This is a genomic window from Hydrogenophaga sp. L76, assembly GCF_057654755.1.
On sequence record NZ_CM172807.1, the window covers coordinates 4,571,048 to 4,588,891 of the forward strand.

Sequence of the window (17,844 nt, forward strand, 5' to 3'; positions counted from 1 at the left end):
GAAATTGCCTATGCCAGCGGACGAACAAATCATCGCTCAAGAACACAACCAGCCGACCGCCGCGCCGCAGCAGTCCGCGAAGCAGGCGCGATCCCGCCAATCGGACGATGGCCCGGAAATCCTGCCGTGTATGGAGCACTTCGTGACCCTGGTTCGCAAGGCCAAGCGACCCGGTCTCGCCTTGCTCCTGGTCGAGCGCGCCAGCGCCACGTCGCTGCCGGAAGTGGCGGCGCTGACACACGCGGCCAAAGGCATCCTCGCGGTGCAGTCGCGCAAGGCGATGTTCCACGCCGTCGCCAAGCTCGGCTCGGACGTGCAGCAGCACATCGAGCGGGCGGCCGAGCGCGTGGTGCTGCTCGATGACGAGTACGGTGCGCAGGCCGTCCAGTCTCTCCTTGACGACGAGGACATCAATGACGCAGCGATCATGGCCGCGCCGAGTGATCGCTACAGCCGGGCCCTGTTTCTCTGCCTGCTGCAGGACTTTCCGGAGACCGGTGCCACGCGCGATCAGCGCTTCGACAATGCCGAGCGCGTGCAAGTGATGCATCGGCAATGGAAGAGCGAGAACTACTCCAGCCACTACCTCGGCCCGAAGGGCGTGGTGCCGAGCATTGATACCGACGTTGAGGGTGTATTGCGCGGGCGCATTTCGGCGCTGTTCCCGCAAGTGGCTCCCGACCAAATCATCATCGAGCAGTTCACGCGCCGTGATCTCGCGCATGCCGACCGCTGCGGCGGCAAGGACTCTGACGAGGTCACGCCCGTGCTCCTGCACACCCTGACTGCAACCTTCAACGGGTCGACGGCGCACTTCCGGCAGGTTGCCAACGGCGAGGTGGTCGAGCACGAAGAACCTGCAGCGATGTCGGCCAGCTTTTCGTGGGAGCCCGGCACCGGTGCGCTCGGCGTGTTCTGCGAAGACCGTGAGGTGCGCCGTGAACTGGCGACCATCTTCCGCGATGTCGTCTTGGCGTGCGACGGGGAGATCAACGACATGCCGATGCGCGAATTCGACCTGTTCGGATTCTCGACACCGGCGATGCTCAAGCGCATCGAGCAGGAGCGAGTGGCGGGCATCGAAAAGATTTCGATCTTGCAGATCAAGGTGGCGCGGCCGTTCGAGCAGCAAACCACCGACGCGGCCAACGGACGTGAGCTGATCCAGCATCTGTCGAGCACGATGCTGATCGGCAAGGATCGGCGCGACACCCGGCAGATTTATCAGGTCGCCTATGACGACTATGGCATCGACGACTTGACGGAATACACGCTGGCGCAGGTGAAGTTGGTATTCAGGATGGCCAAACAGCCGCACCGCAAGGCCCACAACGTCGCCGTCCAAATCACGTCGCCGAACGGTCTGAACGACAAGAGCAAGACCGAAGATGACCGAAAGCGCGTTCTGGAACAGCTCACGCGAATTGGGGTGCTCCGTGAGTTCTGAAGGCGCTACCGCAATGTCGGCGCATCTGAGCTTTCTGGCAGTGCTGGAGCGGCTGCCCCGGGTTGAGTCCCGCGTCATGGCGGCGGCGCTCGGACGATGCATACCAACGTTCCTGCAACGACGATGGGTCACGGAAGAGGACTACCTCAGCCATGTGATGGTCCCCGTCCGGGATTCGGAGCAGGAAGTCGAGGTTGAGATCGATCAGGATGCGGCGGTGTACCGGTACCGCAGCCCGCAGCAGCGATCACGAACAGTTGAGCGACCTCTTGCCGACATCGCGTTGTACGCCCTCCAGGTGGATGCGTGGCTCGCCGACTTGGCGTCCTTGATCGGCATCGAAGATCGACAGCGTTCCGACCGCCGACATCGCGTGCCGGGCCACCTGTGGCACCTCGGGGAAGTGCGAATCGCGGGCACCCACGACTTCGCCCCGGTGTTCGTTGCCCGAGCGTGGGAGCGTGCTCCTGTTGCCGCGATGACCTCGGTTTTGAGTGATCCGATCTGGCCGCGTGGCGGCATCGTGTTGCGGCATCAGCGAGATCCAGTTGAGCTGCCCCGCGACCATGTCATGCGCGGTCTGGACGAGTTCGTTCGCGTGGACGACGGTCAGGACGTTTTCGACGCGAGCGCATTCGACAGGGTGCTGCGTGGCTTCATCACCCCCACCGGTGCGCCGGAGCCAGAGCAGTTCTTCCAAGGCAATCGTTTGAAGTTGCCGCACTTCTCCGAATCACGCGAGCTGTCTGCGGAGCGGGCCAAGATCGTCAAGCAGATGTGGAGTGCCGACGGAAAGAACGCGCCCGAAGTTTCCTGGGCCGAGGTCAACAGGATCGCCAATACCGGCTACCAGTCGTTCGATGACGCCTTCGGCGGAAAGGCTGAGCGCGAGGACGTGATCGCATTGGTCAAGCGCGGCAAATACCGCCTGCGACGCAACCCATAAACGCGCCCATAAATCAAACCAGACACGGGCCATAAACCCGTGCGGAGACTTCGATGTGCCCATTTCATCTAGGAGGCACATCGAAATGCAAACCCAAGTTCCATCAATCGAATCCGGTCGGAATCCCCGCCGGATGAATCCCGGCGGTGCAACCTGCATCGCACTCGACGAAAACGAGCTCGCCATCCGCTGGGGGCTCTCCGTCAAGACGCTGCGCCGCTGGCGTCAAGAGCAGCTCGGCCCCATCTACTGCAAGCTCGGTCGCCGGGTCACCTACCTCCTGCACGAAATCGAAGCCTTCGAGCGCCGCGTCTCGCGCTACTCGAGCTTCACTCGTGCGTACCAGTGAGGAGGACGGCCATGAGCGATCTGACCATCTTCCCCGTCGACATCGCCGAGATGTCCGTGAAACAACTGGCCGCGCTGCCGCCCGAGCAGAAGCGCGAGGTCGACAAGAACCTTGATGCTGCCATCGACTGGCTAAAGAAGGCTCGCACCAAGTTCGATGCGGCGCTGGAACTGTGCTACGGCGAGCAGGCCCGTGTCGCACTGCGTGAATCAGGCCGTGACTTTGGTACCGCCCACATCAGCGACGGCCCGCTGCACATCAAGTTTGAGCTGCCCAAAAAGGTCAGCTGGAACCAGAAACAGTTGGGCGAAATCGCCGAGCGCATCGTGGCCTCAGGCGAGAAGGTCGAGGGCTACCTCGACGTCAAGCTCTCAGTGTCCGAGTCCCGGTACATCAACTGGCCGCCTGCATTGCAGCAGCAATTCGCGGCCGCCCGCACGGTCGATTCCGGCAAGCCGTCCTTCACCCTGAGCACCGATGGGGGTGAGGCATGAAGCGGCTACCCATCGTGTCCGCCGTCGAGCGGATGGCCGAGCGCAAGGGCGTGAAGCTGCTGATGCTGGGCAAGTCCGGCATCGGCAAGACGTCCCGGCTCAAAGACCTCGACCCCGCCACCACACTGTTCCTTGACATCGAGGCAGGCGACTTGGCGGTCGCCGACTGGCCGGGCGACACCATCCGCCCGGCGTCCTGGCCCGAGAGCCGCGACTTCTTCGTGTTCCTTGCGGGCCCGGACAAGTCGCTGCCGCCGGAGAGCGCGTTCTCGCAGGCGCACTACGACCACGTCATCGAGAAGTTTGGCGATGCGACGCAGCTCGGTCGCTACCAGACCTTCTTCCTTGACTCGATCACGCAACTGTCTCGCCAGTGCTTTGCGTGGTGCAAGACGCAGCCCGGGGCGGTCAGTGATCGTTCCGGCAAGCCCGATCTGCGCGCGGCCTACGGGCTGCTCGGCCAGGAAATGATCGGCGCGTTGACCCACCTGCAGCACGTCCGTGGCAAGAACGTTGTGTTCGTGGCGATCCTCGATGAGCGACTGGATGACTTCAATCGCAAGGTGTTCGTCCCGCAGATCGAAGGCAGCAAGACCAGCCTGGAGCTGCCCGGCATCGTCGATGAGGTCGTGACGCTGGCCGAGATCAAGGCCGAGGACGGCAGTTCCTACCGCGCCTTCATCACGCACACCGTCAATCCCTACGGCTTCCCGGCCAAAGACCGCAGCGGTCGTCTCGACCTGCTGGAGCCGCCGCATCTCGGCGCGCTGATCACCAAGTGCGCGGGCGCTGTCCCCGCGCTAGCCAGCGCCGCCAACCCCGCACACATCGAATCTCAGGAGTAATCGCAATGACCGCATGGAATGACTTCAACGACGCCGACTCTCAGCAATCCGGCTTCGATCTGATCCCCAAGGGCACCGTCGTGCCGGTGCGAATGACCATCAAGCCGGGTGGCTATGACGACCCCGAGCAAGGCTGGGGTGGCGGCTACGCCACCGAATCGTTCGAGACCGGTTCCATCTATCTGGCCGCCGAGTTTGTGGTCACTGCTGGCGATCATGCCAAGCGCAAGATGTGGAGCAACGTCGGCCTGCTCTCCAAGAAAGGCCCGACCTGGGGCCAGATGGGGCGCAGCTTCATCCGGGCCGCGCTCAACAGCGCCCGCAACGTCCACCCGCAAGACAACAGCCCACAGGCCGCCGCCGCGCGCCGCATCAATGGCTTCGCCGAACTGGACGGTCTGGAGTTCTTGGCGCGCGTCGACATCGAGAAGGACGCCAAGGGTCAAGACCGCAACGTGGTCAAGCTGGCAGTCGAGCCCGACCACCCCGACTACGCCAAGTTGAAAGGTGTGCCGACGAAGGGCAGTCCGGGCGGTGGCAACTCCGGCGCTCCCGCGCAGGCGGCCCCGGCCTATTCCGCGCCCACCCCGCAACGCGCACCAGTGACGGGCAAACCGTCCTGGGCTCAGTGAGGAGACGGCTATGAATGCATCCGTCCTCACTGCCAGTCACTACGGCGTCGTGCGCTTCGGCGATCTGCAATGCGAGGCCGTCGTCCTCAAGGGCGGCGAGCGTGGCTACGTTCGTCGCCAACTGGCCAAGCTGCTGGGTTTCCACGAGACGCACAAGGGTGGCCGATTTGCCCGGTTTCTTGCCGACTTCGCTCCTAACTCCTTGTCGGCATTGGAGAAAACTCGTGAGCCGATTCTGTTGCCGTCAGGTCGGCAGGCACAGTTCTTCCCGGCCGGGATCATTGCCGACGTCGCGTCGGCGGTGGTCAGCGCGGCCATCAACGGCACGCTGCACAAGGCCCGCCAGGGCATCGTGCCCAATTGCATGAAGATCATGCGCGCGCTGGCCACCACCGGCGAGGTCGCGCTGATCGACGAGGCGACGGGCTACCAGTACCACCGCGCGCCTGACGCGCTGCAGGAACTGATCTCCAAGCTGCTGCGCCAGTCGTGCTCTTCGTGGGAGCGCCGCTTCCACCCGGACTACTACCGCGCCCTCTACCGGCTGTTCGGCTGGAAGTACCAGGGCCACGACCAGAACCCGCCCCACGTTGTCGGTCAGATCACGCAGCGCTGGGTCTACGGCCCGGTGCTGCCCGCCACGCTGATCGACGAGATTCGCGCCCGCAAGGGCATCTCGCAGAAGCACCACCAGTGGCTGTCCGATCAGGGCCTCGCCCGTCTGGAAACGCAGATTCACGCGGTCACCGCCATTGCGCGCAGCTCGACCTGCTACCGCGACTTCGACCGCCGCTGTGAAGCGGCCTTCGCTGGCGGCGCGCTGCAGCTGGCGCTGCTGGCCGAAGACTTTGAGGAGGGGGCGTGAAATGCTGGGTCTGCAAACGACAGGCCCGGGGATTCGGTCACACCGACAACCGGCACGGTGTCGGCGATCCCCGGCGCTACCCCATCGACTGGGTGTTCTGCTCGCAGCGCTGCCAATCCGCGTTCCACGCGATGTACGGCAACTGGCTGCGCGCCAAGGATGGTCGCAGCGACATCAAGGGGGTCGCCATGATCGATCCCTCTGATATCGAGCTGGCCGCAATGCGCAAGTGCCTCAAGTCCTTCGGCGAGGCGGCAGGCGAGATCGGCTTCACCAAACCGCTGGGCAACTACTCAGAAGCCGAGGCGCTGCAGGTGATCGACGCCATCGTCACGTGCTACACCGAGGCGATGGTTGAGCACCACGAGGCGAGCAAGTACCCGCCCGTGCGCGGCATGACGCCGACGCCCGACCCCATGACACCGAGTGCAGCCAATCCGTTCGCGGATCTGGAGGACGACCTGCCTTGGGAAGAACCGAAGGGGAAGAAGCCATGATGGACTTCAACTCCACTTCGAGCATCTCGGGCCAGATCACTGCGCTGGTCGACGCCGGGATGCAGCGGGCGCGAGCCCAGCAGTCCGAGCGCCAGTACCTTGGTGCCTCGCGGTTGGGCGCTGCCTGCGAGCGTGCGCTGCAGTTTGAGTACGCCAAGGCTCCCGTCGATCACGGCCGGGACACCCCGGGCCGGATGCTGCGCATCTTCGAGCGCGGCCACGTCATGGAGGACTGCATGGTCGCGTGGCTGCGCGACGCCGGTTTCGACTTGCGTACCCGCAGGGCCGATGGCGAGCAGTTTGGCTTCTCAGTGGCTGATGGCCGTCTGCAGGGCCACATCGACGGCGTCATCGTCGATGGCCCGGAGGGCTTTGCCTACCCGGCGCTCTGGGAAAACAAGTGCCTCGGCATGAAGTCCTGGCGCGAGCTGGAGAAGAACCGGCTCGCCGTGGCCAAGCCCGTCTACGCCGCGCAAGTGGCGATCTACCAAGCCTATCTCGAACTGCACGAGCACCCGGCGATCTTCACGGCGCTCAACGCCGACACGATGGAGATCTACACCGAGGCCGTGCCCTTTGACGCAGCCCTGGCCCAGCGAATGTCGGATCGGGCGGTGAAGGTCATCACGGCGACCGAAGCGGGAGATCTCCTGCCGCGCGCCTTCAATGACCCGACCCACTTCGAGTGCCGGATGTGCGCGTGGCAAGACCGCTGCTGGAGAACACAAGCATGACCGACAACAACACCCCGGCCACCGGCATCGAGCCGATGATCGATGCCAAGCAGGCGGCCGCCGCGTTGCGCCTGCCGTACTACTGGTTCGCCGACCACGCGATGCGCACCAAGTACCGGATTCCGCACTACCTGATGGGTGGTCTGGTGCGCTACCGGCTGTCCGAACTCTCTGCGTGGGCCACGCGTACCACCGCCGTTCAGGGCCGTGATTCCCAAGATGCGGACGCACCTGTCGAGGGAGCCGAATGATCGACTTCAACGACACAACCCAACCTGCGGAGCACAACAGGGAATCTGAACGAGACGAGATTCGCGCCGACTTGCTTGCGCGTCTGGAGTCGGTGCTGACCACGATGTTTCCGGCTGGCAAGAAGCGCCGTGGCAAGTTCCTGATCGGCGACATCCTCGGCAGTCCAGGTGACAGCCTCGAGGTGGTGCTGGAAGGTGAGAAGGCCGGTCTGTGGACGGATCGTGCCACCGGCGATGGCGGCGACATCTTCGCCCTGATCGCGGCCTATCTCGGTGCGAACGTCCACACCGATTTCCCTCGCGTGCTGAATGAAGCTGCCGATCTGCTCGGGCGGTCGCGGTCGGTGCCAGTGCGCAAGGCGAAGAAGGAAGCGCCCGTCGACGACCTCGGCCCGGCTACGGCGAAGTGGGACTACTTCGATGCCGGTGGCAAGCTGATCGCCGTCGTCTATCGCTATGACCCACCGGGAGGCAAGAAGGAATTCCGACCGTGGGACGCGAAGCGCCGCAAGATGGCCCCGCCCGAGCCGCGCCCGCTGTTCAACCAGCCCGGCCTTGCTGCGGCAAGCCACATCGTCCTGGTCGAGGGCGAGAAGTGCGCGCAGGCCTTGATCGCCAGCGGCGTGGTGGCCACCACCGCCATGCACGGTGCCAATGCCCCGGTCGACAAGACCGACTGGTCGCCACTGGCTGGCAAGACGGTGCTGATCTGGCCCGACCGCGATGCGCCAGGGTGGGACTACGCCGACCGCGCGTCGCAGGCGATCTTGCAGGCAGGCGCGACCTCGGTCGCCATCCTCATGCCACCCGACGACAAGCCGGAGGGGTGGGACGCCGCCGACGCCATTCCCGAAGGCTTCGATGTCGGTGGCTTTCTGGCCGTCGGCGAGCGGATGCCGGTGATGCGGTCGATGGAGGAAGCACCTTCGCCAGACTTGCTGACGGGCATTGATTGGACGACCGAGGATGGCCTGTCCAGCGCTTTCACCCGCCGCTATGGCGAAGACTGGCGCTACTGTGCCCTGTGGGGCAAGTGGCTGGTCTGGACGGGTGTGCGCTGGAATCCCGATCAGGTGCTCTACGTGTCGCATCTTTCCAGGGGCATCTGCCGCAACGCCTCGCTGAAAGCGGAAACGCCGAGGCTCAAGGGCAAGCTGGCCAGTTCCGCCACGATTTCGTCGGTTGAAAAGATCGCGCGCTCTGACCCGAAGCACGCTTCCACCGCCGAGGAATGGGACGCCGATGTGTGGGCGCTGAATACCCCCGGTGGCGTGGTCGATCTACGCACCGGCCGGATGCGCCCGCACCGGCGGGACGACCGAATGACCAAGGTGACCACGGCTACTCCGCAGGGCAATCCGGACAGTGCCTGCCCAACGTGGCGAGGGTTCCTGACAGACGTCACCGGCGGCGATGCCGATCTGATGGCCTACCTGCAACTGATGGTTGGCTACTGCCTGACGGGCGTCACCAGCGAGCACGCGCTGTTCTTCCTGTACGGCACGGGCGCGAACGGCAAGTCGGTGTTCGTCAACGTGCTAACCACCATCCTGGGCGACTACGCGGCCAACGCCCCGATGGACACTTTCATGGAGGCGCGCAATGACCGACACCCCACCGATCTCGCCGGGCTGCGCGGTGCACGATTCGTGTCATCCATCGAAACGGAGCAAGGGCGGCGCTGGAACGAGTCCAAGGTCAAGGCCATCACCGGTGGCGACAAGGTGTCCGCGCGCTTCATGCGCCAGGACTTCTTCGAGTACCTGCCGCAGTTCAAGTTGGTGATCGCGGGCAATCACAAGCCGTCGATCCGCAACGTCGACGAGGCGATGAAGCGTCGACTGCACCTGATCCCGTTCACGGTGACGATCCCGCCCGAGCGTCGCGACGGCAGGCTGACCGAGAAGCTGCTCAAGGAACGCGATGGGATTTTGGCGTGGGCCGTCGAGGGCTGCAGCCGCTGGCAAAGCCAGGGCTTGAAGCCGCCCGCCAGCGTGGTGTCGGCGACCGAGGAGTATTTCGAGGCAGAAGATGCGCTCGGGCAGTGGATCGAAGAACGCTGTCTGCTGGCCAAGTCGCACCGCGAAGGCGTCTCCGAACTGTTCGCCGATTGGCGTGAATGGGCCGAGCGCGCTGGCGAGTACGTGGGCTCGGTCAAACGCTTCTCGGAGCTGATGGCGACTCGCAAGTTCGACAAGTGTCGGCTGACCGGAGGGGCTCGCGCCATCGCGGGCATCGCCCTCAGGCCCAAGCCGTACAGCCACGCCTACCCCTACCGCGATGACTGATCAATCCGGTCGAGTGACGGATTTGACGGGTTTCCTGATTGACGCGCTACACGTGCGCGCACGTAAAGGGCGTTGTCCTGACAAACCGTCGCATCCGTCACTCGCCCACCCAACACGGAGTACATACGATGAACACGACAATCCTGGCCCTTGATCTGGGCACACACACCGGGTGGGCCCTGCAGCACCTGGACGGCACCATCACCAGCGGCACGGAGTACTTCAAGCCGCAGCGATTCGAAGGCGGCGGAATGCGCTTCCTTAGATTCAAGCGCTGGCTCAACGAACTGCTCTCGACCAGCAATCACATCAACGCGGTGTTCTTCGAGGAAGTTCGGCGACACGCGGGAGTGGACGCAGCGCACGCCTACGGCGGCTTCATGGGACACCTGACCGCGTGGTGTGAGCATCACAACATTCCGTACCAGGGCGTTCCGGTCGGCACGATCAAGAAGCACGCGACCGGCAAAGGCAATGCGGGCAAGGACGAAATGATCACGTCCGTCCGCGAACGTGGTCACACCCCAGTCGATGACAACGAGGCCGACGCACTGGCCCTGCTGCACTGGGCCATCGATACGCAGGAGGTGTGAAGTGAAGGTTCCGACACCCCAATACCGCTGCTCCCTTGGTCGGCTGCAGCCGCAAGCCACGGATCTGGATGCCATCAAGGAACGTGGATGGCGTGACCAACACATCCTGGTGGTCAACGCGTCCGACAACCGTCTGGACTTCATCGAGCGCGAGATCGTGCGACGCATCGGTGAACGCCTGTACGGGCCGGGAGGGACACGTCATGGCTGAGTGGACAACCGACGACGTGGCAGCACGCTTCGTGGAGGCTGCCGCCACCGGACGACGCTTGCCCCCTGTACGTGTGCAGGGCTACTTCAACTGCTGGCCTGCCTTCGTCCGCAAGGAGTGGGAAGCCTTTGCTGCTGACGAGAAGGTGTATCGCCCCTTCCCACCAAGCCCCGAGGCCATCGACCGGATGCTGGAGACGATGCGCTGGGTGCAGTGGCTGGAGGTCGAGCAGCGCCACCTTGTGTGGATGCGGGCCAAGCGCTACGGCTGGAGGGACATCACCATCCGCTTCGCCTGCGACCGTACCACTGCGTGGCGGCGCTGGCAGCGGGCAATGGAGATCGTGACCGCGAACCTTAACAACGAAGGCGTGCGGATGCCTTCCAAAAACGTGGGCAATTTAGGGTAACGCTTGCCGCGTTTGTCCTTTCTTTGCCTTGCTTGTCCGTTTCGAGGCCCGGCAGCCCTGCAACAAAACAGCCCGGTCGGGGGTAGTATTTCGGCTATCTTCTGGACAGCGGTGACGGTTGAGGCCGAGCGCTTGGCAATAGGCCCAGGCAAAAGGGGTCCTTCCTTCCCAAATCGCAATGCGGGGGGCGCGAGCGCGGCATTCGCCTAGCGTCCGACTGCAAACCAAGGTTTGCAGGGTTTGCAGTTTGCACCCGCACCAGTCCGCACCCATCACGAGCCCGCCCACGGTTTTCCGTCGGCGGGTTTTCTTTTTGAGGAAACGATTCTGAACACGCTTAACGTCGAGTACCGCAAGGTCGAGGCGCTGATCCCCTACGCCCGCAATCCACGCACTCACACCGACGAGCAGGTGGCCAAGATCGCCGCCAGCATCGTCGAGTACGGCTGGACGAATCCGGTGCTGGTGGACGGCGACAACGGGATCATCGCGGGCCACGGTCGTTTGGCCGCCGCGCGCAAGCTCGGGCTGGATCAGGTACCGGTCATCGAACTGGCGCACCTCTCACCCACCCAGAAGCGTGCCTACGTCATCTCCGATAACCGGCTGGCGCTCGACGCCGGTTGGAACGAGGAGATGCTGGCGCTGGAAATGGCCGAGCTGTCCGAGGCCGGGTACGACCTTGCACTGACCGGTTTCGAGGATGCTGAGATCGAGGCCTTGCTCGCTGACGAAGTCGCCTCCGATGCCGCCGACCAAGAGCCCGATGCCGACGAGCCGGACGATGGCGACGATGTGCCGGATAGCCCAGTGGTGCCGGTGTCCCGCACCGGCGATTTCTGGGCCATCGGTACCCACCGTCTGATCTGTGGCGACGCCACCGACCCGACCGTGGTCGCCACTCTGATGCAGGGTGATGCGGCCCGGCTGTGCTTTACATCACCGCCTTACGGCAACCAGCGCGACTACACCTCCGGCGGCATCACCGATTGGGATGGCCTGATGCGCGGTGTGTTCGCCAAGGTGCCAATGGACGACGACGGGCAGGTGCTGGTCAACCTCGGGCTGATCCACCGCGACAACGAAGTCATCCCGTATTGGGATGCGTGGCTGGGCTGGATGCGCACGCAGGGTTGGCGGCGCTTTGCTTGGTACGTCTGGGATCAGGGGCCGGGGATGCCCGGAGACTGGGCTGGTCGTTTTGCGCCGAGTTTCGAGTTCGTCTTTCACTTCAACCGCTCTAGTCGCAAGCCCAACAAGATCGTGCCCTGCAAGCACGCGGGCCAGGAATCGCACCTGCGCGCCGACGGGTCGTCCACGGCCATGCGCGGCAAGGACGGCGAAGTCGGTGGCTGGACGCACAAGGGCCAGCCGACGCAGGACACCCGGATTCCCGACTCGGTGATCCGCGTGATGCGGCACAAGGGCAAGATTGGTCAGGACATCGACCACCCGGCTGTGTTCCCGGTGGCGTTGCCCGAGTTCGTGATCGAGGCCTATACGGACGCAGGCGACATCGTGTTCGAACCTTTTGGCGGCAGCGGTACCACGATGCTGGCCGCGCAGCGCACGGGTCGTGTGTGCCGCTGCGTGGAGATCGCGCCGGAGTACGTGGACGTCGCCATCAAGCGCTTCCAGCAGAACCACCCCGGCGTGCCCGTCACGCTGCTGGCCACAGGCCAGTCCTTCGACGAGGTGGTCAATGAACGTCAGGCCACCACGGAGGTAGAGCAATGACCGCCTCCTGGTTTGCCGACAAGATCGAACAGTGGCCGACTGCCAAGCTGCTGCCCTATGCCCGCAACGCGCGTACTCACTCGGACGATCAGGTGGCGCAGATCGCCGCGTCAATTGCCGAGTTCGGATTCACCAATCCGATCCTGGCGGGCAGCGATGGCGTGATCGTCGCCGGTCACGGACGGCTTGCTGCTGCGCAGAAGCTTGGGCTGGCGGTGGTGCCGGTGGTGGTGCTCGATCATCTGAGTGCGACCCAGCGCCGAGCACTGGTGATCGCGGACAACCGCATCGCCGAGAACGCGGGCTGGGACGACGCGATGCTGCGCATCGAGATCGCAGCCTTGCAGGACGACGACTTCGACGTTTCGCTGACCGGCTTCGATGCCGATGCGCTCGCCGAGTTGATGGCGGGCGACGAGCCGGATGCCGAAGGCGAAACCGATGACGATGCGGTACCCGAGGTCAGCGAGACTCCGGTTTCGCGTCCAGGCGATGTCTGGCTGCTGGGTGGTCACCGCCTGCTGTGCGGGGACTCCACCGTGGCCCAGAGCTACCAGCAGTTGCTCAAGGGCGAGACGGTCGACATGGTCTTCACCGACCCGCCCTACAACGTCAACTACGCCAACAGCGCCAAGGACAAGATGCGCGGCAAGGATCGCGCAATCCTGAACGACAACCTCGGCGACGGCTTCTACGACTTCCTGCTGGCTGCGCTGACGCCGACCATCGGGAACTGCCGGGGCGGCATCTACGTGGCGATGTCGTCCAGCGAGCTGGATGTGCTGCAGGCAGCGTTCCGTGCCGCCGGTGGCAAGTGGTCGACTTTCATCATCTGGGCCAAGAACACTTTCACGCTGGGCCGCGCCGACTACCAGCGCCAGTACGAGCCGATCTTGTATGGATGGCCTGAGGGGGCGCAGCGTCACTGGTGTGGCGACCGCGACCAAGGCGACGTCTGGAACATCAAGAAGCCGCAGAAGAACGATCTGCACCCGACGATGAAGCCGGTGGAGTTGGTCGAACGCGCGATCCGCAATTCAAGTCGCCCTGGAAACGTGGTGCTTGACCCGTTCGGTGGCTCCGGCACGACGCTGATCGCCGCCGAAAAGTCAGGGCGGCTGGCACGGCTGATCGAGCTCGACCCAAAGTACGCGGACGTGATCGTGCGGCGCTGGCAGGAATGGACTGGCAAGCAAGCCACCCGCGAGTCGGATGGCGCGCTGTTCGATGATCAGGCGACGAGCGACTCCTCGGCGATCTCGCAGTGAATCACAAAGCCCGTCAGGTAAGGCAGGCCGCGCGGGATGCCGTACTGCTTGCTGGTCTGGCGGCCAATCGTCCAGCCCATCCATTGTTGGGTGGCGGCGTTGATCGCGTCCGCCAGGGTCTGGCCCCGGTACAGCACGTTTTGCACATCGTCCGCAAAGTGGCGTCCGTGGCGGCTGTCGAGGAAAACCCGGACTGATTCGAGGGGCTGGCTGGTGGCGTCCGAGATGGCGGTCATCGCCAGGTGCCACGCGGCGCTGGCGTGTTCGTTCATCGTGCCCCAGAAGCCCCAGGCTTCGTTCTGGGTGGCGGGGATCTGTTGGTTGGTATTCATCTCTGGCTCCTTGGGGTTGATCGTTGCGACACCCGTAGTAACGCGCTGTTCGATTGAGAAGCCAAGCTGTTCTTGGCCTCTCTCTCAATCTAATTCGATCACCCGAGACGGGCCACATAGCGTGCGTAGTCGCCGCCCTCTGGATTCACGTAAAGGTAGGGTCGACCCGGTGCGGTGACCTCGACGCAAAGATAGCCGTCGCCGGTGCCGCCACCTTTGCCACGCAGCCAGTCGCGGGATACCAACAGGCTGCGGGCAAAGGCATCGAACTCGTCGACGGTGAGTTCCTTGGTCTCTATGACGTAGACCTTGGTCTGACCCTGGCCGCCAACTTCGTCCAAGTCGGCAGGCTTGCGGGCAAACGGCAATCGGACGCTCAACTCCTCGACCTGCAAGGTGGTGTCGCCAAACTGCAGGGTGCGAGGCGTGCGTTCGATGGTGATGGTCATGGTGCTCATGGATGTTCTCCTGGGTGTTGGCGTGGCGATCAGGCTTCTGCGGCGATCCGGTAGACCCGCTCGCCACCTTGAGCCTTGTCCGAGACGATGGTCAGGCCGAGCTTCTTCTTGAAGGCCCCGGCAAAGGTGCCGCGCACCGTGTGCGCCTGCCAGCCGGTGGTCTGGCAGATCTGCTGCACCGTTGCCCCTTCGGGGCGCTGCAGCATCTGGATCACCGTGGCCTGCTTGCTGTTCTCGCGGGTGCGAGGTTTGGCGGCCGCCTTTTCTTGCGCCCACGTGGCCTCGGCTGCCGTCACGGCTGCGTCGAGTTCAGGGTCTGCGGCCACTGGCGCAGGCGTTGGCCGGGCGCGCCCCATCGCGTCGTAGCCCTCGGCGGCAACGAACCAGTGGGTGCCGTCGGAGGTAATCAAGGCGCGGTTGAACAGGCCGTCGAGAACTTTCTTGCGTGCGCCGCCTTTGATGTTGTCGGGGAACCAATCGATCTTGCCGCCAGTGTGTTCGAGGGCGTAGGCGAGGATCGCGTGCTGGGCGGGTGTCAGTTGGGTGGTGGTCATTTGCTTCTCCTTGTGCAAGGGGTTGATGGGGTGACGTGATGAACGCGCTGTTCGGGAGTGAAGCCAAGCGTTTTCTGCTTGGCTTCGAAGGTTCTCGATCAGCTGTTGGCCTTGTCCGAATTCGCCGCCTTGCGGCCTTGTTCGACGCCTGCGTTGAACGCGGCCTCCAGGGCGTCGCGCAGGCACCAGACCGCCACGTCGTGGAAGTCGAGGCTGTCTGACTTGCGGGTTTCCAGGGTTTCGATGCCCAGCTTGTTTTGTGCGATCTGGGTCAGGAGTTGTTCGAACTTGCTCATTGCTGCTTCCTTTGATGGTGTTGATGACGTCCGTATGAACGCGCTGTTCCAGAGAGAAGCCAAGCTGATTTCGAGTGAATGTCGAAAAAATGATTGAAGGGGTAACCGGTTCTCAAAATGGGCATTTCGATTCGCGCTTACGCCCGTCACCGTGGTGTGACCGACACCGCTGTTCACAAGGCAATTCGCGCAGGTCGGATCACGCCGGAGGCTGACGGCACCATTGATGCCGACCGTGCTGATCGCGAGTGGGCTCGCAACTCCGATGTGCCGAAGACCGGTACGCGGGCCAAGGTCGCAAAGGTCGTCGTGCCGGAAGTCGGCACGGGTGTTGGCGGTGATGGGCCCGCCGCATTACCCGCTGGCGGCGCGTCCTTACTTCAGGCGCGCACGGTCAACGAGGTCGTCAAGGCGCAGACGAACAAGGTGCGTCTGGCCCGACTAAAGGGCGAGTTGGTGGATCGGCCGCAGGCCATCGCCCACGTCTTCAAGTTGGCGCGCTCCGAGCGTGATGCGTGGCTGAACTGGCCCGCGCGCATCTCTGCGCAGATGGCGGCCAAGCTCAATATCGATCCGCACACGATGCACGTCGCCCTGGAGGCGGCGATACGTGAGCACCTGCAGGAACTGGGCGAACTGCGGCCCCGGGTGGACTGATGCTGGATGTTGAATACGAAGGCGCTGCCGAAATCGAGCGCGCGTGGCGTGAAGGGCTGACACCTGATCCTCTGCTCTCGGTATCTGAATGGTCGGATCGCCACAGGATGCTATCGAGCAAGGCGTCCGCTGAGCCTGGGCGCTGGCGCACCAGCCGCACGCCGTACCTGAAGGCCATCATGGACTGCCTGTCGCCGACCTCGCCGGTCGAGCGCGTGGTGTTCATGAAAGCCGCACAGCTCGGTGCGACTGAAATGGGCTCGAACTGGATTGGCTATGTGATTCACCACGCACCGGGGCCGATGATGGCGGTGTGGCCAACGGTGGATATGGCCAAACGCAATTCCAAGCAGCGGATCGATCCGTTGATCGAGGAGTCGGCGGCACTGAGCGAATTGATCTCCCCAGCACGGTCACGCGACTCGGGCAACACCATTCTGGCCAAGGAGTTCCGGGGTGGCGTCCTGGTGATGACCGGTGCAAACAGCGCGGTCGGACTGCGCTCGATGCCGGTTCGGTATTTGTTCCTCGACGAGGTAGACGGCTATCCATTGGACGTCGAGGGTGAAGGTGATGCGATCTCGCTGGCCGAGGCGCGCACGCGAACCTTTGCCCGGCGCAAGATCTTCATCGTGTCGACGCCGACGATCTCGGGGGCGAGCGCCATCGAACGCGAGTACGAGGCCAGTGACCAACGTCGCTACTTCGTGCCTTGTCCGCACTGCTCGCATCGCCAATGGCTGCGCTTCGAGCAGTTGCGATGGGAAAAGGGGCAACCGGACACCGCTGCCTATATCTGCGAGTCCTGCGATGAGCCAATTGCCGAGCACCACAAGACCTGGATGCTGGAGCACGGTGAGTGGCGCGCGATGATCAGCGACGGCACGGGCAAGACAGCGGGGTTTCACCTGTCGTCGCTTTACAGCCCGGTTGGCTGGCGCGGTTGGCACGACATTGCTGCCGCGTGGGAAAGCTCTGTGAACAAGGAATCGGGGTCGGCGGCCGCCATCAAGACCTTCAAAAACACCGAACTAGGTGAAACCTGGGTTGAGGAAGGCGAAGCGCCAGATTGGCAACGGCTGGTCGAACGCCGCGAGGACTACCGGGTTGGCACGGTGCCACTGGGTGGTTTGCTCCTGGTGGGCGCTGCCGACGTGCAGAAGGATCGCATCGAGGCGTCCATCTGGGCCTTCGGGCGCGGCAAGGAGTCCTGGCTGGTCGAACACCGCGTGCTGATGGGCGACACCGCCCGAGACGCCGTGTGGAAGCGACTCGCCGAGTTGCTTGCCGAAAACTGGACACACGCCTCGGGCGCGGTGATGCCGCTGGCCCGTTTCGCCCTGGACACCGGCTTTGCGACGCAAGAGGCCTACGCCTTCGTGCGTGCCTGCCGCGACCCGCGCGTGATGCCGGTCAAGGGGGTGCCGCGCGGCGCCGCCCTGATCGGCACGCCGACGGCTATCGATGTCTCGCAAGGCGGCAAGAAGCTGCGCCGGGGCATCAAGGTGTTCACGGTGGCGGTTGGCATCGCCAAACTGGAGTTCTACAACAACCTGCGCAAGGGCGCGGACGTCAGCGAAGACGGCGTGACCACCGTCTACCCGACGGGGTTCGTCCACCTGCCCAAGATCGATGCGGAGTTCATCCAGCAGCTCTGTGCAGAGCAGTTGATCACCCGCCGCGACCGCAATGGCTTCCCGATTCGGGAGTGGCAAAAGATGCGCGAGCGCAACGAAGCGCTCGACTGCTACGTGTACGCCCGGGCGGCCGCATCGGCGGCGGGCCTGGATCGCTTCGAGGAACGCCACTGGCGTGAACTGGAGCGCCAACTCGGGATGGAGCGGCCACCCGATGAGCCGCCCCCGATTCAAACATTCGACCCAGACGAGGCCACCCAACGCGGTGGCCTCTCTGTTTCTGCAACCCCACCACGTCGGCGCGTCATCAAGAGCCGCTGGTTGTCCTGATTTTCAGAGGAGTT

General features: G+C 63.8%; 22 protein-coding genes. 18 read left to right on the top strand and 4 right to left on the bottom strand.

The window, feature by feature from the left end:
• Positions 1-10: 10 nt before the first annotated feature.
• From AC23D4_RS22350 to AC23D4_RS22425, 16 genes are all read left to right on the top strand, one after another.
• Positions 11-1,447 (top strand): hypothetical protein, encoded by a 1,437-nt coding sequence (locus AC23D4_RS22350; protein WP_472887851.1) that lies wholly within the window; start codon positions 11-13, stop codon positions 1,445-1,447.
• 13 nt (positions 1,448-1,460) lie between these two features.
• Positions 1,461-2,393, top strand: coding sequence for a hypothetical protein (locus AC23D4_RS22355; RefSeq protein ID WP_487623671.1), 933 nt, complete (start codon positions 1,461-1,463; stop codon positions 2,391-2,393).
• A gap of 85 nt (positions 2,394-2,478) precedes the next feature.
• On the top strand, positions 2,479-2,742 hold the full coding sequence (locus AC23D4_RS22360; RefSeq protein ID WP_024973176.1) for a helix-turn-helix transcriptional regulator: 264 nt from the start codon (positions 2,479-2,481) through the stop codon (positions 2,740-2,742).
• A gap of 11 nt (positions 2,743-2,753) precedes the next feature.
• Positions 2,754-3,236 (top strand): hypothetical protein, encoded by a 483-nt coding sequence (locus AC23D4_RS22365; protein WP_472887853.1) that lies wholly within the window; start codon positions 2,754-2,756, stop codon positions 3,234-3,236.
• Positions 3,233-4,081 carry an ATP-binding protein gene (locus AC23D4_RS22370; protein WP_472887854.1) on the top strand — a complete coding sequence of 283 codons (849 nt, stop codon included), beginning with the start codon at positions 3,233-3,235 and terminating at the stop codon, positions 4,079-4,081. The genes AC23D4_RS22365 and AC23D4_RS22370 overlap by 4 nt, the downstream gene beginning before the upstream one ends.
• Before the next feature lie 5 nt (positions 4,082-4,086).
• A complete protein-coding gene (locus AC23D4_RS22375) occupies positions 4,087-4,713 on the top strand; it encodes a hypothetical protein (protein ID WP_472887855.1) in 627 nt (208 codons plus the stop codon).
• Between the two features lie 10 nt (positions 4,714-4,723).
• Positions 4,724-5,578 carry a P63C domain-containing protein gene (locus AC23D4_RS22380; RefSeq protein ID WP_024973180.1) on the top strand — a complete coding sequence of 285 codons (855 nt, stop codon included), beginning with the start codon at positions 4,724-4,726 and terminating at the stop codon, positions 5,576-5,578.
• Positions 5,575-6,075, top strand: coding sequence for a DUF6511 domain-containing protein (locus tag AC23D4_RS22385; RefSeq protein WP_472887856.1), 501 nt, complete (start codon positions 5,575-5,577; stop codon positions 6,073-6,075). The genes AC23D4_RS22380 and AC23D4_RS22385 overlap by 4 nt, the downstream gene beginning before the upstream one ends.
• Positions 6,072-6,809 (top strand): PD-(D/E)XK nuclease family protein, encoded by a 738-nt coding sequence (locus tag AC23D4_RS22390; RefSeq protein ID WP_024973182.1) that lies wholly within the window; start codon positions 6,072-6,074, stop codon positions 6,807-6,809. The genes AC23D4_RS22385 and AC23D4_RS22390 overlap by 4 nt, the downstream gene beginning before the upstream one ends.
• Positions 6,806-7,060, top strand: coding sequence for a hypothetical protein (locus AC23D4_RS22395; protein WP_472887857.1), 255 nt, complete (start codon positions 6,806-6,808; stop codon positions 7,058-7,060). The genes AC23D4_RS22390 and AC23D4_RS22395 overlap by 4 nt, the downstream gene beginning before the upstream one ends.
• The gene (locus tag AC23D4_RS22400; protein ID WP_472887858.1) at positions 7,057-9,348 is read left to right on the top strand and encodes a phage/plasmid primase, P4 family; all 2,292 of its coding nucleotides are present in this window, start codon (positions 7,057-7,059) and stop codon (positions 9,346-9,348) included. Before AC23D4_RS22395 ends, AC23D4_RS22400 begins: the two co-directional genes overlap by 4 nt.
• A gap of 128 nt (positions 9,349-9,476) precedes the next feature.
• Complete coding sequence (locus AC23D4_RS22405; protein WP_472887859.1) at positions 9,477-9,941, top strand: crossover junction endodeoxyribonuclease RuvC; 465 nt, start codon at positions 9,477-9,479, stop codon at positions 9,939-9,941.
• A gap of 1 nt (position 9,942) precedes the next feature.
• Positions 9,943-10,152 (top strand): hypothetical protein, encoded by a 210-nt coding sequence (locus AC23D4_RS22410; protein ID WP_472887860.1) that lies wholly within the window; start codon positions 9,943-9,945, stop codon positions 10,150-10,152.
• Positions 10,145-10,561 carry a DUF6362 family protein gene (locus AC23D4_RS22415; RefSeq protein ID WP_472887861.1) on the top strand — a complete coding sequence of 139 codons (417 nt, stop codon included), beginning with the start codon at positions 10,145-10,147 and terminating at the stop codon, positions 10,559-10,561. Before AC23D4_RS22410 ends, AC23D4_RS22415 begins: the two co-directional genes overlap by 8 nt.
• 327 nt (positions 10,562-10,888) lie before the next feature.
• Positions 10,889-12,298 carry a site-specific DNA-methyltransferase gene (locus tag AC23D4_RS22420; RefSeq protein ID WP_472887877.1) on the top strand — a complete coding sequence of 470 codons (1,410 nt, stop codon included), beginning with the start codon at positions 10,889-10,891 and terminating at the stop codon, positions 12,296-12,298.
• On the top strand, positions 12,295-13,566 hold the full coding sequence (locus AC23D4_RS22425) for a site-specific DNA-methyltransferase (RefSeq protein WP_472887862.1): 1,272 nt from the start codon (positions 12,295-12,297) through the stop codon (positions 13,564-13,566). The genes AC23D4_RS22420 and AC23D4_RS22425 overlap by 4 nt, the downstream gene beginning before the upstream one ends.
• Here AC23D4_RS22425 and AC23D4_RS22430 read toward each other — a convergent pair.
• The 4 genes from AC23D4_RS22430 to AC23D4_RS22445 form a co-directional block, all read right to left on the bottom strand.
• Entirely contained in the window at positions 13,530-13,898 is a 369-nt protein-coding gene (locus AC23D4_RS22430) for a hypothetical protein (RefSeq protein ID WP_472887863.1), read from the bottom strand. The two genes, AC23D4_RS22425 and AC23D4_RS22430, sit on opposite strands and share 37 nt — an antisense overlap.
• A gap of 98 nt (positions 13,899-13,996) precedes the next feature.
• Positions 13,997-14,356 carry a hypothetical protein gene (locus tag AC23D4_RS22435; protein WP_472887864.1) on the bottom strand — a complete coding sequence of 120 codons (360 nt, stop codon included), beginning with the start codon at positions 14,354-14,356 and terminating at the stop codon, positions 13,997-13,999.
• 29 nt (positions 14,357-14,385) lie between these two features.
• Positions 14,386-14,910, bottom strand: a complete 525-nt coding sequence (locus AC23D4_RS22440; protein WP_472887865.1) for a DUF3489 domain-containing protein — start codon at positions 14,908-14,910, stop codon at positions 14,386-14,388.
• A 98-nt stretch (positions 14,911-15,008) separates the two neighbouring features.
• Entirely contained in the window at positions 15,009-15,206 is a 198-nt protein-coding gene (locus tag AC23D4_RS22445) for a DUF6900 domain-containing protein (RefSeq protein ID WP_472887866.1), read from the bottom strand.
• A 117-nt stretch (positions 15,207-15,323) separates the two neighbouring features.
• On the opposite strand from AC23D4_RS22445, the gene AC23D4_RS22450 reads away from it, so the two are divergent.
• A complete protein-coding gene (locus AC23D4_RS22450; RefSeq protein ID WP_472887867.1) occupies positions 15,324-15,863 on the top strand; it encodes an elements of external origin in 540 nt (179 codons plus the stop codon).
• On the top strand, positions 15,863-17,830 hold the full coding sequence (locus AC23D4_RS22455; RefSeq protein WP_472887868.1) for a phage terminase large subunit family protein: 1,968 nt from the start codon (positions 15,863-15,865) through the stop codon (positions 17,828-17,830). The genes AC23D4_RS22450 and AC23D4_RS22455 overlap by 1 nt, the downstream gene beginning before the upstream one ends.
• The last annotated feature ends 14 nt before the right edge of the window (positions 17,831-17,844 follow it).

Bases quoted from the DNA above. Each gene is read 5' to 3' on its own strand.
- AC23D4_RS22350 (WP_472887851.1), top strand. From the start codon at position 11: ATGCCAGCGGACGAACAAATCATCGCTCAAGAACACAACCAGCCGACC.
- AC23D4_RS22355 (WP_487623671.1), top strand. From the start codon at position 1,461: ATGTCGGCGCATCTGAGCTTTCTGGCAGTGCTGGAGCGGCTGCCCCGG.
- AC23D4_RS22360 (WP_024973176.1), top strand. From the start codon at position 2,479: ATGCAAACCCAAGTTCCATCAATCGAATCCGGTCGGAATCCCCGCCGG.
- AC23D4_RS22365 (WP_472887853.1), top strand. From the start codon at position 2,754: ATGAGCGATCTGACCATCTTCCCCGTCGACATCGCCGAGATGTCCGTG.
- AC23D4_RS22370 (WP_472887854.1), top strand. From the start codon at position 3,233: ATGAAGCGGCTACCCATCGTGTCCGCCGTCGAGCGGATGGCCGAGCGC.
- AC23D4_RS22375 (WP_472887855.1), top strand. From the start codon at position 4,087: ATGACCGCATGGAATGACTTCAACGACGCCGACTCTCAGCAATCCGGC.
- AC23D4_RS22380 (WP_024973180.1), top strand. From the start codon at position 4,724: ATGAATGCATCCGTCCTCACTGCCAGTCACTACGGCGTCGTGCGCTTC.
- AC23D4_RS22390 (WP_024973182.1), top strand. From the start codon at position 6,072: ATGATGGACTTCAACTCCACTTCGAGCATCTCGGGCCAGATCACTGCG.
- AC23D4_RS22395 (WP_472887857.1), top strand. From the start codon at position 6,806: ATGACCGACAACAACACCCCGGCCACCGGCATCGAGCCGATGATCGAT.
- AC23D4_RS22400 (WP_472887858.1), top strand. From the start codon at position 7,057: ATGATCGACTTCAACGACACAACCCAACCTGCGGAGCACAACAGGGAA.
- AC23D4_RS22405 (WP_472887859.1), top strand. From the start codon at position 9,477: ATGAACACGACAATCCTGGCCCTTGATCTGGGCACACACACCGGGTGG.
- AC23D4_RS22415 (WP_472887861.1), top strand. From the start codon at position 10,145: ATGGCTGAGTGGACAACCGACGACGTGGCAGCACGCTTCGTGGAGGCT.
- AC23D4_RS22425 (WP_472887862.1), top strand. From the start codon at position 12,295: ATGACCGCCTCCTGGTTTGCCGACAAGATCGAACAGTGGCCGACTGCC.
- AC23D4_RS22430 (WP_472887863.1), bottom strand. From the start codon at position 13,898: ATGAATACCAACCAACAGATCCCCGCCACCCAGAACGAAGCCTGGGGC.
- AC23D4_RS22435 (WP_472887864.1), bottom strand. From the start codon at position 14,356: ATGAGCACCATGACCATCACCATCGAACGCACGCCTCGCACCCTGCAG.
- AC23D4_RS22440 (WP_472887865.1), bottom strand. From the start codon at position 14,910: ATGACCACCACCCAACTGACACCCGCCCAGCACGCGATCCTCGCCTAC.
- AC23D4_RS22445 (WP_472887866.1), bottom strand. From the start codon at position 15,206: ATGAGCAAGTTCGAACAACTCCTGACCCAGATCGCACAAAACAAGCTG.
- AC23D4_RS22450 (WP_472887867.1), top strand. From the start codon at position 15,324: ATGGGCATTTCGATTCGCGCTTACGCCCGTCACCGTGGTGTGACCGAC.
- AC23D4_RS22455 (WP_472887868.1), top strand. From the start codon at position 15,863: ATGCTGGATGTTGAATACGAAGGCGCTGCCGAAATCGAGCGCGCGTGG.